We start from the raw sequence: 14,766 nt of genomic DNA, 5'->3' as shown, positions 1-14,766 counted from the left end.
TCGGCCATGAGTGGACGCGCTGATTCCGACACCGGCCCGGAGATACCGGAGACAGACGCCGAGGTCGTGGAGACGGACGCCGACTTTCCCGACTCGGACGCCGATCTTGCTGAGTCAGACGTCGATCTTCCTGAGTCAGACGTCGATCTTCCTGAGACAGACGACGACTTTTCTGACTCAGACGACGACACGGAAGAGGACGCGCGACGAGCCCGCTGGACGGCTGCCGTGACCGGGGTCCTGCTGACCCTGGCGGGACTGGCCGCGGCGCTGCTCCGCCTCACCCGCTCCGCGACCGCGCTCGTCCCGGCCGCGTACGCCGGCGGGGCCGCCGTCTGTGCTGTCGCGGCCGTGCTGGGCTCCCGGGGCCGCACCCGGCGGGCGCTGTGGCTGCTGATCGCGGGGGTGATGGCGATGGCGCTGGGGGACCAGTTCGACTGACCGCGACCACTGTGAATAAGCCCACGAAACCGACAAACGATCTCGTTCCCCTGCAAGAGTGATTCCGCATTGCTCATGCGTTCTTTGCGGGCTGTTCAGTTCATGGACGACTGCTCCCGGCCAAAGATCCAGAAAAGTAACCCTGGGAGCACGTTTCGTGGCAGCCCTCGCACGCTGGTGTGTCCAACGCCGTATGGTCACCGTTCTGCTGTGGCTCCTCGCCTTCGCAGGGGTCGCCGCAGGCGCCGCCGCAGCGGGCTCCGCCTACTCGAACGACTACCAGGTCCCCGGCACCGAGTCGGGCCGCGCCACCCAGATGCTCCACGAGGGCTTCCCGCGACTCGGCGGCGACAGCGACACCGTCGTCTGGCACACCACGTCCGGCAGCGTCCGCGCCGCCGACGTCGAGCAGACCATGACCCGCACCCTGGACCGCGTCGGGAAGCTGGCCGGTGTGGCCTCCGTGACCAGCCCCTACGAGGGCCCGGGCGCCGGCCGGATCAGCGCGGACGGCCGGACGGCGTACGCCACGGTCACCTTCGACGACCAGGCCCAGGACATCAGCGAGTCCGAGGCGCGGGCCGTCGTCGACGCCGCGAAGAGCGCCGAGACCGACGGCCTCCAGGTGGAACTGGGCGGCAGCGCCGTCGAGCTCACCCAGACCTCCGGCGACCACACCGCCGAGATCGTCGGTGTGGTCGTCGCCGCCGTCGTGCTGTTCCTCGCCTTCGGCTCGCTCGCCGCCTCGCTGCTGCCCATCGCTACCGCCCTGGTCGGCGTCGGCACCGCCTACGCCGGGATCGTGCTGCTCGGGCACGCCATGACCGTCGCCGACTTCGCCCCCATGCTCGGCATGCTGATCGGGCTCGGTGTCGGCATCGACTACGCGCTGTTCATCGTGACGAGACACCGGCGCGGCCTGAAACGCGGGCAGTCCGTCACCGAGGCCGCCACGAACGCCGTCGCGACCACGGGACGGGCGGTCGTCTTCGCGGGTGCCACCGTTTGCATAGCCCTGCTGGGCATGCTGATCCTCCGGCTGAGCTTCCTCAACGGCGTCGCTATAGCGGCCAGCCTCACCGTGATCCTCACCGTCGCGGCCTCCGTGACCCTGCTCCCCGCGCTGCTGTCCCTCATCGGGATGCGCGCGCTCAGCCGCCGCGAGCGCCGCCGCCTGGCGGAGCACGGGCCCGAGCCGGAACTGCCCACCGGCTTCGCCGCCCGCTGGTCGGCGTTCGTGGAGCGTCACCCCAAGGTGCTCGGTGCCGTCGCCCTGGCCGTCATGGCGGTCCTCGCACTGCCCACGCTCTCCCTGCACCTCGGCACCTCCGACCAGGGCAACGACCCCGGGACGTCCACCACCCGCCAGGCCTACGACCTTCTCGCCGACGGCTTCGGCCCCGGCGTGAACGGCCCGCTCACCCTCGTCACGAAGGTCGACGGAGCCGAGGACAAACTCGCCCTGGACAACCTCGACGGCACCCTCCGCACCACCGACGGCGTCGCCTCGGTGACCCCGGTGACGTTCGACTCCGGCGGGGACACCGCCTACCTCACCGTCGTACCGGAGTCCTCCCCGCAGTCGAAGCAGACCAGCGACCTCGTCGACCGGCTGCGCGACGAGGTGCTGCCGCGCGCCGAGGCGGGCACCTCGCTCGACGTGCAGGTGGGCGGCATGACGGCCGGCTACGACGACTTCGCCGACGTCATCGTCTCCAAGCTGCCCGTCTTCACCGGAGTCGTCATCGGCCTGGGCTGTCTGCTGCTCCTGCTCGCCTTCCGGTCGATCGGCATCCCGCTGAAGGCCGCCGCGATGAACGTCGCCGCCGTGGCCTCCGCCTTCGGCGTGGTGGTCGCGATGTTCCAGTGGGGCTGGGGCAGCGAACTGCTCGGCCTCGGCAGCGCGGGCCCCATCGAGCCGTTCCTGCCCGTGATCATGGTGTCGGTGCTCTTCGGCCTCTCCATGGACTACCAGGTCTTCCTGGTCAGCCGGATGTACGAGGAGTGGCTGGAGACCGGCGACAACCGGCGAGCCGTCCGGGTCGGCCTGGCGGAGACCAGCCGGGTGATCAACTCGGCGGCGGTCATCATGATCTCGGTCTTCCTGGCCTTCGTCCTCAGCGGCGACCGGGTGATCGCCATGTTCGGCATCGCGCTGGCATCGGCCGTCGCCCTGGACGCCTTCGTGCTCCGCACGCTCCTGGTGCCCGCCCTGATGCACCTGCTCGGCGGCGCCAACTGGTGGCTGCCCCGCTGGCTGGACCGGCGCATGCCGCGGATCAGCATCGAACCGCCCGAGTGCCGTGCCGCCCATGAGAGGCTGGCCGCCGCGACGGACGCCGAGGTGGCGGGCGTCCTGGCCGAGGAGGAGCGGCAGCGGGATGTACGCGATATCCCTGGGTGACGACGCCGAACTGAGACCACTCGAGCCCTGGCACGCCGAGGAGTTCCTGGCGCACCTGGAGCGGGGCCGGGAGTTCATCGGGCGGTACATCCCGTTCGGGACGACCGAGACGGACCTGACCTCGGCGCGTGCCAAGCTCCAGCTGTACGCCGACATGCGCGCCGCCGACACGGGGTCCCTGCACGGCCTGTGGCTGGACGGGAAGCTCGTGGGCGGCGTGCTGTTCCTGAACTTCGACGCGGCGAACGGCACCTGCGAGGTCGGCTGCTGGCTGGAGCCCGCCGGAACGGGCCGGGGCCTCGTCACCCGCGCGATGCGGGTGCTGATCGACTGGGCCGTCGAACAGCGCGGCATCCACCGCGTCGAGTGGGTCGCCGCCGCGGGCAACCGGCCGAGCCTGAACGTGGCACGGCGGCTCGGAATGACCCGCGACGGTGTGCGGCGCGAGGCGCACCACTACCGTGGCGTACGGCACGATCTCGAAGTCTGGTCGGTGCTGTCACCCGAGTGGCGCGACGCATCCGCGCGTGCCGCTCACGACGATCATTAAGAGACTTCTCAGACAGCGACCCTACGGTGCGAGACATGGCAACGAACGCAGTGGACGAGACCGAGGCCACCGAGGCCACGACCGACGAGAAGGCGGTGGAAACCACCAAGTCCGACGCGGTGACCGACACGGAGGTCCGGGCCGAGGCCCCGGCCGCCGAGACCAGGGAGGAAAGCCCCTCCGGCGTCGGCCAGGGCGCCGCCGCCGTGGTCTCCGCCGCGCTGGGCGTCGTCTCGCTCACCGGCAGCTGGGTCGGCACCGTGGCCGCCGCCCGACAGAACCTCGTCGGTCAGCTCCAGACCGCCCAGGGCGCGAGCGTGGCCAAGCAGATCCAGGCGGTCTACGGTGACGCCTGGCAGACCACCGCCCTGTGGGGCGGCCTGTTCGCGGTGATCGCGCTGGTGGTCGGCGTCGGGACGCTCGCCCGGCCCGCGTTCGGCACGCCCGGCAGGATCCAGGCTCCCTGGGTCAAGTCGGTCGCCTGGGCGGGTGTGGCCCTCGGAGTGATCGGCCTGTTCCTGGCCGTCCTCAAGTACACCGGCATCCTGCTCGGACTGCCGTCGGCGAGCTGAGTCGCGGCAGCTCCTGAGGGGTCTCAGGGTCATCCGTAAGCACCTTACGGAGCTCCTGAGGCCCCTCACGCGTGTCTAAGGCCCCACCGGCCCCCGAAGATGCGGAACTCTCCCGATGCTTCCGCCCCGCCCGGGAGACGAAGGTGGAGGCATCGCGGAGGAACCCCTCCGTGACCGCTCTCCCACCGAGGACACGCCATGTACGAGTACGAGATGCAGCAGATGCGCACCGCCGACCTCATCCGCCGCGCCGACCGCGAACGCCGGGTCCGCGAGGCTGCCCGGGTCCGCCGCGCGGCCGAAGGCTCCGCCGAGCACGAGAGCCATAGCCGCCGCTTCCGCCGGCACCTCTTCGCCAGGGCCGCGTGAACGCCGGAACGGGACCGGCCGACGCCTGGACGGTCCGAGGGGGAGCGGGTGCGGCGGCCGTCGCTGTCCGGGTGGAGGCGGTTGCGGGTGCCGTGCCCGTTCCTGCGCCCCGGGAGGCAGCCACGGGTGCTGTGGTCGTCCCGACTGAGGTGGGCGCGGGTGCCGTGCCCGCCCGTGCGGGGCCGGCTGCCGGTGGTGTGGTCGTGCCGAGGAGACGGGGGTGGGTGCCGTGGTCGTCCCGACCGAGAACGGCGCGGGTGGCGTTGTCGTCCCCGGCGCCGTCCAGCGGGCCGCTCGTGGGAAAAGCGGTGCCGAGCTGCCGGGCCCGCGTGCGATGCTCGGGGCCGTGGAGACAAGGTCCGTAAGCCCCGTGTTCATCGGCCGGGCCGCCGAGTTGGGCACGCTGGACGAGGTGCTCGCCGGTGCCGCCGCCGGTGACCCCCAGGCGCTGCTCATCGGCGGTGAGGCCGGAGTCGGCAAGACCCGCCTCCTCGAGGAGTTCGCCGGCACCGCGCGCCGTCGGGGTGCAGTCGTCGCGCTCGGCGGCTGCGTCGAGATCGGCGCCGACGGACTGCCGTTCGCGCCGTTCTCCACCGCGCTGCGCGCCCTGCGCCGCGAACTGCCGGAGCAACTCGCCGCCGCGGCGGCCGGGCAGGAGGAGGAACTGGCCCGCCTGCTCCCAGAGATCGGCACCGCGGCCGCGCGTGAGGCCGGCCGGCACGACGAGGACGGCATGGCCCGCCTCTTCGAACTCACCGTCCGCCTGCTGGAGCGCGTCGCCGCCGAGCACACCGTCGTGCTCGCCCTGGAGGACCTGCACTGGGCCGACGCCTCCACCCGGCACCTGCTCGCCTACCTCTTCCGCACCCTGCGCACGGGCCGCCTCGTCGTCCTCGCCACCTACCGCTCCGACGACATCCACCGCCGTCACCCGCTGAGACCCCTGCTCGCCGAGCTCGACCGGCTCCGTAGCGTCCGCCGCCTCGAACTCGCCCGCTTCACCCGCGACGAGGTGTGCCTCCAGATCGCCGGCATCCTCGCCCAGGAACCCGACCCGGACCAGGTCGACGCCATCTTCGAACGCTCCGACGGCAACGCCTTCTTCGTCGAGGAACTCGCCGTCGCCGCCCACGAGGGCTGCCGCACCGGCCTGACCGACTCCCTGCGCGATCTGCTGCTGGTCCGCGTGGAAGGGCTTCCGGAGGCCGCCCAGCAGGTCGCCCGGATCGTCGCCGAGGGCGGCTCCACCGTCGAGTACCGGCTGCTGGCCGCCGTCGCCCGGCTCGCCGAGGACGACCTCATCGAGGCGCTGCGGGCCGCCGTGAACGCCGGCATCCTCACGCCCGCACCCGGCGGCGACGGCTACCGCTTCCGCCACTCCCTGGTCCGCGAGGCCGTCAGCGACGACCTGCTCCCCGGCGAACGCTCCCGTCTCAACCGCCGCTACGCCGAAGCCCTGGAGAGCGACCCGGCCCTCGTCCCCGCGGACCAGCGCGCCACCCGCCTGGCCAGCTACTGGTACCACGCCCACGACCCGGCCAAGGCCCTGCCCGCCGTCCTCGACGCCTCCGTCGAGGCGCGCCGCCGGCACGCCTACGCCGAGCAACTGCGGCTGCTGGAGCGGGCGATGGAACTGTGGGACTACGCCCCTGACGTCGTGCGCGACACACTGCGCCCCGCCGACTACGCCGAGGCCTACCCGCCCTGCGGCTGCGACCCGGCCACCACGGCGCTGAGGTACCTCGACCTGCTGGCCGAGGCGACCGTCGTGGGACGGCTCTGCGGGGAGCGCGAACGCGCCCTGACGATCGCCAAGCGCGCGCTGCGCCTGCTGGACGAGGAGGACGATCCCCAGCGCGCCGCCTGGTTCTGGGTCCAGCGCTCCCGGCTGGTGCAGAGCCTCGCCCGTGGCGACGGCTGGAAGGAGATCGCCACAGCGCAGGAGCTGGTGCGCGGCCTGCCGCCGTCCGAGGTGCACGCCGAGGTGCTCGCCACCGCCGCCCACTGGTCGTCTCTGCACGAACCCGGCCCCGAGGCACTGACCGCCGCCGAGCGGGCCGTCGAGTACGCGCGCATGGTGGGCGCCGACGACATCGAGTCCAACGCCCGGCTCACGCTCGGCGGACTCATGGTCGACGCCGGGCAGATCGAGGCGGGGCTGACCCACATGTACGAGGTCAGGGACGAGGTGGTGGCGCGCGGTCTCGCACCGGTCGTGGGCCGCAGCCATGTGAACCTGCCCTCCGTCCTCGAAGGTGTCGGCCGCTCCGAGGAATCCGTCGGCATCCTCCAGGAGGGCCTGCGGCTCGCGGGGAGGATGGGGCTGCGGGTGGCCGAGGCCTGGATCTGGAGCAACCTCGCCGAATCGCTCATCTCCCTGGGCCGCTGGGACGAGGCCGCCGAGGCGGCGGTCAGCGCCCAGCGGCGGGGGCAGACGGCGGCACCGTACGGGTCGGGAGCCAACAGCCTGGCCTTCCTCGCCCTCGCCCGGGGCGAGGTGTCCGAGGCGGGGCGTCATCTCGCCGAGAGCCGCGCCTCCTACGGCCCCCATGACCCCATGCCGCAGCACGACCTCCCGATCGCCTGCCTCACCCTCAAGGTCGCCGTCGCGGAGGGCCGTCTCCACGACGCCCGCGCCGAACTGGCCCGCACCCTGGAGTCCGGCTTCCCGCCCGGCACCCAGCGCTACGCCTGGCCGCTGCTGCTCGAAGCGGCCACGGCCGAGGCCGACGCCCGGACGCTGCCCGCCGCACGGGAAGGCCGCGAGGAGGTGCTGGCCGGCATCCTCGGGGCCGTCAAGCAGCTCACCACCAACGCCCCCGTCTGGCTCGCCCACGAGCAGTGGGTGCGCGCCGAACTCCACCGCGCGGAGGGCCGCGGCACCCCGGACACCTGGTCGGAGGTGGTCAGCGCCTTCGAAGCCCTGGAGCGGCCCTACGACCTCGCCCGCGTCCGGTACCGGCTGGCCGAGTCCCTGCTGACGGGGGATGGCGAGGACGACGAGCGCGACCGCGCCACCGAACTGCTCCGCCTCACCCGCGCCGTCGCCCGCCACCTCGGCGCCCGGCCGCTCGCCGACGCCGCCGAAGCCCTCGCCCAGCGCGCCCGCCTCCCGCTGACGCCCGCCCTCCGGCCGGCCCCCGCGGACCCCGCCGCGGCACTCGGCCTCACCAGCCGCGAACGGGACGTGCTGCGTCTGGTCGCCGCCGGCCACACCAATCGCCGGATAGCCGAGAAACTGTTCATCTCACCGAAGACCGCGAGCGTCCACGTCTCCAACATCCTGGCCAAGCTGGGCGTCTCCGGGCGGGGCGAGGCCGCGGCGGTGGCACACCGCCTGGGCATGTTCCCGGCCGAATCGCTCATGCCCGGTTCGCCCGGCTGAGGTTTACGCTGTAAGGGACTTCGGGGGTGTCACGGTCCAGGGAGGATCCGTGTTCAATGTGTTCGAGGAACTGTTCTCGCCGGGCCGCAAGCACACCCGCGACGAGCAGAACCGCCTGGAGCTGACCAGGGAGGACGTCGGGGACGGGGATCCCGGACGCGGTCCGATAGACCTGACGTCCGGGAAGGTCGTGGTCCGCCCGCCGCAGGAGCCGGGAGCGGAACCCTCCGAGAAGTGAGCAGCGGCCCGGTTCCCCGGCTGTGGCGCTAGCTCACCCGCACTTCCAGAATCCTGTCGTCCCCGTCGTCCGGGTTGCCCCGGCCGTCCGTGTTGCTGGTCACCAGCCACAGCCGGTCGCCGCCCGCCGGAACCACCGTGCGCAGCCGGCCGTACTCGCCCTCCAGGAAGGCCTGTGGTTCGGCCGAGGCCTCGGTGCCGTTCAGCGGGATGCGCCAGAGCCGCTTGCCGCGCAGGCCCGCCATCCAGACGGACCCCTCGGCGTAGGCGATGCCGCTGGGGGAGGCCTCGGCCGTGGTCCACTGGTCGACCGGGTTGTGGAACTGCTTGTCGCCGGACCTGCCCTCGGCCTCCGGCCAGCCGTAGTTGTCGCCCGGCTTGATCGCGTTGAGCTCGTCCCAGGTGTCCTGGCCGAACTCCGAGGCGAACAGCCGCTGCTCGGTGTCCCAGGCCAGGCCCTGCACATTGCGGTGGCCGTACGAGTACACCGGCGAGTCCGGGAACGGGTTGCCCGGCGCCGGCTCGCCCTCCGGGGTCAGCCGCAGGATCTTGCCGCCCACGGAGTCCTTGTCCTGCGACAGGCCCGTGTCGCCGCTCTCGCCCGTGCCGACGTACAGCAGCTTGTCGGGCCCGAACGCGATCCGGCCGCCGTTGTGGATGAAGCCCTTGGGGATGCCCCGGTAGATCGTGTCGGGCGCGCCGAGCTGTTCGCCGGCGGGCTTCTTCTCGTCGTAGAGCATGCGGACGATGCGGTTGTCGCCGGCCGAGGTGAAGTACGCGTAGACCATGTGGTCCGAGGCGAAGTCGGGGGACAGGGCGATGCCGAGCAGACCGCCCTCGCCCGCGGCCGATACGCCCGGCACCTCGCCCAGCTCGGTCTTCTTCCCGGTCTTCTCGTCGACCCGGACGATGGTCCCCTCGTCCCGGGAGGAGACGAGCAGGCCGCCGCCCGGCAGGGGCGCGAGACCCCACGGGGAGTCCAGGCCCTCGGCGACGGTGCGCAGCACCTTCACGGAGCCCTTGGCGGGTGGGGTCGCCTCGGCGGCCTGCCCCGCCGGCGCGGACGACTGCGGTGACGTACGGCTGGGGGAGGCGCCCTCGTCTCCGCCGGACGAACCTCCGCCGTCGGAGGAGCAGCCGGCCGTCAGCAGGAGCGCGGCGGCGGCCAGCACGGCCGGCACGGCTCGACGATGCACGATCATGGTCCCTTCGAGCGGCGGCGGGTTCTCCTTGTCATACACCTCCCGCGCCTGCCAAGTTCCCGATCACCGAACCAAGAACCAAGAGAGCGGCGCCGTGACCGGGTTTGCCCCGAAGACTCCCCACCGACCGCGCAGCCGCCGGTTCCCGGTCAGTCCCACGATCCCTGCGCCGGCGGCAGGCCCGCCACCTCTCGCAGGTCCTCGGCCGTCAGACGCAGGCGCGTCGCGGCCGTGTTCTCCGTGACCCAGCGCTCCTGCTTCGTGCCCGGCACCGGAACCACGTGGGGGCCCTGGGCGAGGACCCATGCGAGGGCGACCTGGGCGGGCGTGACGTGGTTGCCGTGGCGACGGGCAACGCGGCGCAGGCCCGCGACGATCGGCTGGTTCGCGGCCATCATCTCGGCCGTGAAGCGGGGGTGCCGGGCCCGGAGGTCGTCCGCCTCGAAGCCCGCGCCGGGCCGCAGCCTGCCGGTCAGGAAACCGTTGCCGAGCGGCATCGCGGCGAGGACACCGACGCCCCGCGTCTCGCACCACGGCAGCAACGTCTCCAGCGCCTCCGGTGACCACACCGACAGCTCCGCCTGCACCGCGCTCACCGGGAAGACCTGCTGCACGCGCTCCAACTGCCGGATCGTCGCGTCGTAGGGCCGGCGCCCGGAACGACGCCCGGCCCGCGCGCCCACCGCGCACAGGCCCAACGCCCGTACCTTCCCGGCCCGGACGAGCTCCGCCATAGCGCCCCACGTCTCCTCGACCGGGACCTCCGGGTCGGCCCGGTGCAACTGGTAGAGGTCTATGACGTCCGTCTGGAGGCGGCGCAGCGAGGCGTCGCAGGCCCGTTTGACGTACCCGGGGCGGCCGTTGGCGACGATGTGCTGGTCGCCGACGAGCAGACCGACCTTCGTCGACACGAACGCGTCGGACCGCCGCTCCTTCAGCGCCCGCCCCACCAGGAGCTCGTTGGTGAACGGGCCGTACATGTCGGCCGTGTCCAGCAGGGAGGACCCCAGGTCCAGCGCGCGGTGCACCGCTCTGAGCGACTCGTCGCCGCGCCGCCGCGACGCGCTGTACGCCCAGCTCATCGGCATGCACCCGAGTCCGACGGCCCCCACCGCGAGTGCCGCCGCGCCGATCGTCCTGCGCTCCACCTGGTCGTGACCCTCCCTGTTCCGGCCACCCCAACCTAACCTCTGCCGTCGCGGCCTCCTGACATAGCCTCCAGAGCATGACTGCTGACGTGTGGCTGCCCATCCCGCCGGACGAGATCGAGGGGCTCCCCGAGGGCCCCGTCTACCGCTTCTGGAACGGCGAGGAGGACTTCCCCGCGGACCCGGCCGACTGCGCCTTCTACGTCGTCCCCTACATGAAGCCCAGCCCGCTCTGCGTACGCCCCCTGCCGGAGATGAGCAACCTGGAGGTCGTGCAGACCCTCACAGCCGGGATCGACCACGTGCAGCCGGGGCTGCGGCACCTGCGTCCGGGAGTGCGGCTGTGCAACGCGCGCGGGGTGCACGAGGCCAGCACCGCGGAACTCACCCTCACGCTGATCCTGGCCTCGCTGCGCGGCGTCCCCGACTTCGTCCGGGCGCAGGGCCGGGGGGAATGGCTCGCGGGGATCCGGCCCGCGCTCGCCGACAAGAACGTCCTCATCGTCGGGTACGGATCGATCGGCGCCGCCATCGAGGACCGGCTCGTTCCGTTCGAGGTGGCGCGGGTGGCGCGCGTCGCGCGCTCTGAGCGCACCACGGCGCGCGGGCCGGTGCATCCGCTCACCGAACTCCCCGCGCTGCTCCCGGAGGCGGACGTCGTCATCCTGGCCACCCCGCTCACCGAAACCACCCGCGGCCTGGCCGGAGCCGACTTCCTGTCCCGGATGAAGGACGGCGCGCTCCTGGTCAACATCGCCCGCGGCCCCGTCGTCGACACCAAGGCCCTGCTCGCCGAGCTGGAGAACGGCCGCATCACCGCCGCCCTCGATGTCACCGACCCCGAGCCCCTGCCGCGCGAACACCCCCTGTGGCGTGCGCCGGGGGTACTCATCAGCCCGCACGTCGGCGGACCCACCTCCGCGTTCCTGCCGCGCGCCAGGCGGCTCCTGGTGGACCAGTTGAACCGTTATGTGAACCGGGAGCCGCTCCGCAACGTGATCCTCACGACGGGTGCATCAACCGGCTGATCCGAACTTGAGTACCGTCCGCGATCCTCCGGGTGCGGTGGGTACTCATATATCCGCTGGCCGTCACGCAGAGTAGAGAAGCTATGTCCCTGAGTGACGAGACTGGTGTATCGTCCCGACAGGGGCAGCGCCGCGGACCGTTCGGCGCGGGGGATGGACACTTCGGACTGTGAGGGGGGCGACAGGCGATGCACGGCCTTTGGACGAGCGATCCGACGGGGCGGGGCTGTCGGCGGCGACCCGGGCGGGCGGCCGCGCGCGGACGCGGTCACCACGCCGATCACGGCGGCCACCACACCCACCACAGCGACCATCACATCAACAGCCACGGGGACCCGTGGGACCCGGGAGCGGTGCGTGCCGGGAGGGCCCGGTGAGCGCGCCCCCGACCCCCACCCCCACACTCGACGGAGCGCTGCGGCCCCAGTCTCCGTCCCGGGGAGTGCTGATGCCCCGCACGCCGGTCGCCGAGCGCCGGCCCGGTCCGGCCCTCCAGCTCGTCCTCGCCCTGGTCTGCGCGGGATACGCCGTCGGTTCCGCGTTCGGCTGGGGTTCGGACGAAGTGGCCCTGATCATGGGGGACTTCGGACTGAGCGCCGCGGCGGCGGCCGCCGCCGTGTCGTGCTTCCTGTGCGCCCGCAGCCGCCGCACCCGCTTTCGATCCGCCTGGCTGCTCTTCGGCCTCTCCTCGGCGATGGCTTCCCTGGGCAACCTGGTCTGGGGGTGGTACGAGGTGGTCCTGGGAGTGCCCGTGCCCAGTCCCAGCTACGCCGACCTGTTCTTCCTGTGCTTCGCGCCGCCCGCGATCGTCGGGCTCCTCGTGCTCGCCAAACGGCCCGTGACCAAGGCCGGCTGGGTCTGCCTGGGGCTCGACGCCTGGCTGATCGGCGGCTCGTTGCTGACGCTGGCCTGGAGCCTCGCCCTCGCCCAGGCCGCGAAGTCCGAAGGGCCGAGCGTGGCGCACACCGCGCTGTCGCTGGCCTACCCGCTGCTCGACATCGCGCTGGTCAGCATGGTGCTCGCGCTGCACTTCAGGCGGTCCGCGGTGAACCGCTCGGCGGTCAACACCGCCATCGGCGCCCTCGCCCTGACCGTGATGTGCGACGCCCTGTTCACCTCACCGCTGATGCACCACGACTACCGCTCGGGACAACTGCTCGACGCGGGCTGGTTCGCCGGCTCGCTGCTCCTGGCGTACGCGCCCTGGGCCGCGCCCCGCACACCGGAGAGCGACCGGCACGGACCGGAACGGCAGGGCGCGGCGGGACACTCCCGCGTGGTGCACGAGCGCGGGCCCGGACCGCACAGCGGCCCGCACCACCATCCGCCCCTGCCCGGAGACGAGCACAGCCGGTACCCGGCGGCCCGGCCCATCTCCGGCTCCCTCGCCGCCCTCACGCCGTACCTCGCGGCCGCCGTGTGCACGCTGGGGATCCTCTACAACGTCCTCAACGGCCGCAGTGTCGACCGCGTGGTCCTGCTGACCGGCGGCACGGTCGTGCTCGCACTCGTCGTGCGCCAGGGCATCATGCTGCTCGACAACATCACCCTCACCCAGGAGCTGGCGCAGAAGGAGAACCACTTCCGCTCCCTGGTGCAGGGATCCAGCGACGTCATCATGATCGCCGCCCCCAGTGGCGTCCTGCGCTACGTCTCCCCGGCCGCCGCCGGTGTCTACGGCCGCCCGGCGGAGGATCTGGTGGGCACGGAACTGGCCAACCTCATCCACCCGGGGGACCTGGGCTGCGTCGTGCACGAGGTGCGGCGTTTCCTCGCCGCCGACCCGGTCGAGGAACCCACCACACGTATCGAGTGCCGTTTCCGCTCCGGTGACGAGGGCTGGCTGAACGTCGAGTCGACCATCAACCGCCATCAGGGCGGCCTCATCTTCAACAGCAGGGACGTGACCGAAAGGGTCCGGCTGCAGGCCCAGTTGCAGCACAACGCCGAGCACGACCCGCTCACCGACCTGCCCAATCGCGCCCTGTTCACCAAGCGTGTCCAGCACGCCCTCTCGGGCCGCCGCGCCTCCGACCGGGGCGTGGCCCTGCGGAACACGGCCGTGCTCTTCATCGACCTCGACGGCTTCAAGGCCGTCAACGACACGATCGGGCACCAAGCGGGGGACGAACTGCTCGTCCAGGCCGCCCGCAGACTCCACGACTCGGTCCGGCAGGGCGACACCGCCTCCCGGCTGGGCGGCGACGAGTTCGCCGCCCTGATCGTCGGGGACAACACCCGCGACCGGGAGGCCAGGCAGCGGCACATCCTGGAGCTCGCCGACCGCCTCAGGCTGACGCTGTCCCAGCCGTACCTCATCGACGGGAACGATGTCCGGGTCAACGCCTCCATCGGCGTGGCCTTCGCCGAGCGTGGCCTCGGCGCGGGCGAGCTGCTGCGCAACGCCGACCTGGCCATGTACCGCGCCAAGGCGGGCGGCAAGGGCCGCGTCGAGCTGTACCAGCCGCAGATGCAGCAGGACGTGGTACGCAAGGCGGAGCTGGCCACGCGCCTGCGGGCCGCGCTGCACGACGGCGAGTTCGCCCTGCTGCACCAGCCGGTGGTGTGCCTGGAGGACGGCCGGATCACCTCGGTCTCCGCACAGGCGCGCTGGCGCTCCTCCCAGGGGGTGCTCTTCACCCCCGCGGAGTTCCTGCGGGTGGCGGAGGACAGCGACAAGACCGCCGAGCTGAACCGCTGGATGATCGAGGAGGCCGTCGAACAGGCTGCCGAGCGGCACGCCAGAGGGCTGTCCGTGCCGGTTGTCGTCCGGATGGGCGCCCGCCGGCTGCTCGACCGGTCGATGCCGTTCGGCACCATCGAAGGGCTGCTCACGCGTCACGGGCTGCCGTCGGGGTCGCTGATCATCGAGCTGTCCGACGCCGACCCGAGGGTCTCGCTGGACGAGCTGGAGCGGCGTCTCGGCGCCCTGCGACGGGTCGGGGTCCGGATCGCTCTCGACGGCTTCGGCAGTGGCTACGGGGCGATCACGGCCCTCAGGCGGCTCCCCGTCGACGTCCTGAAGCTCGACCGCGGCCTGGTCGAAGGCGTCGTCGAGTCCGCACGGCTGCACAAGATCACCAGTGGGCTGCTGCGCATTGCGAACGACCTCGGGCTGAAGTCCGTGGCCGACGGGGTGGACCTGCCCGAGCAACTCGCCGCCCTGCGCGAGATGGGCTGCACGCACGGGCAGGGCATGGCGTTCTCCGGTCCGCTGGACGAGTACCGGCTGCGCCGGGCGCTCGCCTCCGGCCGCTACCCGGTGCCGGACGGCCCGGCCGAGCCGGCGTTCGCGGGCGGCGCCCCGCGGAGGTACGGCTCGGGCGTGTCCGCCGTCATCGGAGGCGGTACCGCTCTTCGCTCACATAATGAGACTCCCGTCCCACCCACTTGACAGTGAGTGGGCGCCGGGGGGAGGGTCTGTGCCATG

The 14,766-nt window shown here is 72.2% G+C and carries 11 protein-coding genes; 9 read left to right on the top strand and 2 right to left on the bottom strand.

What is annotated here, in order from left to right:
• Window positions 1-6: 6 nt before the first annotated feature.
• The 7 genes from IE97_RS0105365 to IE97_RS0105335 all read left to right on the top strand — a co-directional run bounded on the left by IE97_RS0105365 (window position 7) and on the right by IE97_RS0105335 (window position 7,959).
• The gene (locus tag IE97_RS0105365; RefSeq protein WP_030231926.1) at window positions 7-441 is read left to right on the top strand and encodes a hypothetical protein; all 435 of its coding nucleotides are present in this window, start codon (window positions 7-9) and stop codon (window positions 439-441) included.
• A 157-nt stretch (window positions 442-598) separates the two neighbouring features.
• Window positions 599-2,845, top strand: a complete 2,247-nt coding sequence (locus tag IE97_RS0105360; protein ID WP_030231924.1) for an MMPL family transporter — start codon at window positions 599-601, stop codon at window positions 2,843-2,845.
• Window positions 2,823-3,395 (top strand): GNAT family N-acetyltransferase, encoded by a 573-nt coding sequence (locus tag IE97_RS0105355; RefSeq protein WP_030231921.1) that lies wholly within the window; start codon window positions 2,823-2,825, stop codon window positions 3,393-3,395. The genes IE97_RS0105360 and IE97_RS0105355 overlap by 23 nt, the downstream gene beginning before the upstream one ends.
• Before the next feature lie 26 nt (window positions 3,396-3,421).
• Window positions 3,422-3,967 (top strand): hypothetical protein, encoded by a 546-nt coding sequence (locus tag IE97_RS0105350; RefSeq protein WP_030231918.1) that lies wholly within the window; start codon window positions 3,422-3,424, stop codon window positions 3,965-3,967.
• 198 nt (window positions 3,968-4,165) lie between these two features.
• The gene (locus IE97_RS42405) at window positions 4,166-4,336 is read left to right on the top strand and encodes a hypothetical protein (protein WP_199807115.1); all 171 of its coding nucleotides are present in this window, start codon (window positions 4,166-4,168) and stop codon (window positions 4,334-4,336) included.
• A gap of 334 nt (window positions 4,337-4,670) precedes the next feature.
• Entirely contained in the window at window positions 4,671-7,721 is a 3,051-nt protein-coding gene (locus IE97_RS0105340) for a helix-turn-helix transcriptional regulator (protein WP_037844013.1), read from the top strand.
• Window positions 7,722-7,770: 49 nt separating this feature from the next.
• Window positions 7,771-7,959 carry a DUF6191 domain-containing protein gene (locus IE97_RS0105335; protein ID WP_030231914.1) on the top strand — a complete coding sequence of 63 codons (189 nt, stop codon included), beginning with the start codon at window positions 7,771-7,773 and terminating at the stop codon, window positions 7,957-7,959.
• Between the two features lie 28 nt (window positions 7,960-7,987).
• On the opposite strand, the gene IE97_RS0105330 is transcribed toward IE97_RS0105335, so the two are convergent.
• A complete protein-coding gene (locus IE97_RS0105330) occupies window positions 7,988-9,160 on the bottom strand; it encodes a PQQ-dependent sugar dehydrogenase (RefSeq protein ID WP_030231911.1) in 1,173 nt (390 codons plus the stop codon).
• A gap of 149 nt (window positions 9,161-9,309) precedes the next feature.
• Window positions 9,310-10,308 (bottom strand): aldo/keto reductase, encoded by a 999-nt coding sequence (locus tag IE97_RS0105325; protein ID WP_030231909.1) that lies wholly within the window; start codon window positions 10,306-10,308, stop codon window positions 9,310-9,312.
• A 77-nt stretch (window positions 10,309-10,385) separates the two neighbouring features.
• On the opposite strand from IE97_RS0105325, the gene IE97_RS0105320 reads away from it, so the two are divergent.
• Both IE97_RS0105320 and IE97_RS0105315 read left to right on the top strand, forming a co-directional pair.
• Window positions 10,386-11,336 carry a 2-hydroxyacid dehydrogenase gene (locus IE97_RS0105320; protein WP_030231907.1) on the top strand — a complete coding sequence of 317 codons (951 nt, stop codon included), beginning with the start codon at window positions 10,386-10,388 and terminating at the stop codon, window positions 11,334-11,336.
• 373 nt (window positions 11,337-11,709) lie between these two features.
• Window positions 11,710-14,730 carry a putative bifunctional diguanylate cyclase/phosphodiesterase gene (locus IE97_RS0105315; protein ID WP_030231904.1) on the top strand — a complete coding sequence of 1,007 codons (3,021 nt, stop codon included), beginning with the start codon at window positions 11,710-11,712 and terminating at the stop codon, window positions 14,728-14,730.
• The last annotated feature ends 36 nt before the right edge of the window (window positions 14,731-14,766 follow it).

The sequence above is a fragment of the Streptomyces sp. NRRL S-455 genome (assembly GCF_000717875.1).
Taxonomy (GTDB): Bacteria; Actinomycetota; Actinomycetes; order Streptomycetales; family Streptomycetaceae; genus Streptomyces.
The sequence above is the reverse complement of the archived record's forward strand: the minus strand, read 5'-3'. Positions and strand labels throughout refer to the sequence as shown.

Bases quoted from the DNA above. Each gene is read 5' to 3' on its own strand.
- IE97_RS0105330 (WP_030231911.1), bottom strand. From the start codon at position 9,160: ATGATCGTGCATCGTCGAGCCGTGCCGGCCGTGCTGGCCGCCGCCGCG.
- IE97_RS0105320 (WP_030231907.1), top strand. From the start codon at position 10,386: ATGACTGCTGACGTGTGGCTGCCCATCCCGCCGGACGAGATCGAGGGG.
- IE97_RS0105355 (WP_030231921.1), top strand. From the start codon at position 2,823: ATGTACGCGATATCCCTGGGTGACGACGCCGAACTGAGACCACTCGAG.
- IE97_RS0105365 (WP_030231926.1), top strand. From the start codon at position 7: ATGAGTGGACGCGCTGATTCCGACACCGGCCCGGAGATACCGGAGACA.
- IE97_RS42405 (WP_199807115.1), top strand. From the start codon at position 4,166: ATGTACGAGTACGAGATGCAGCAGATGCGCACCGCCGACCTCATCCGC.
- IE97_RS0105340 (WP_037844013.1), top strand. From the start codon at position 4,671: ATGCTCGGGGCCGTGGAGACAAGGTCCGTAAGCCCCGTGTTCATCGGC.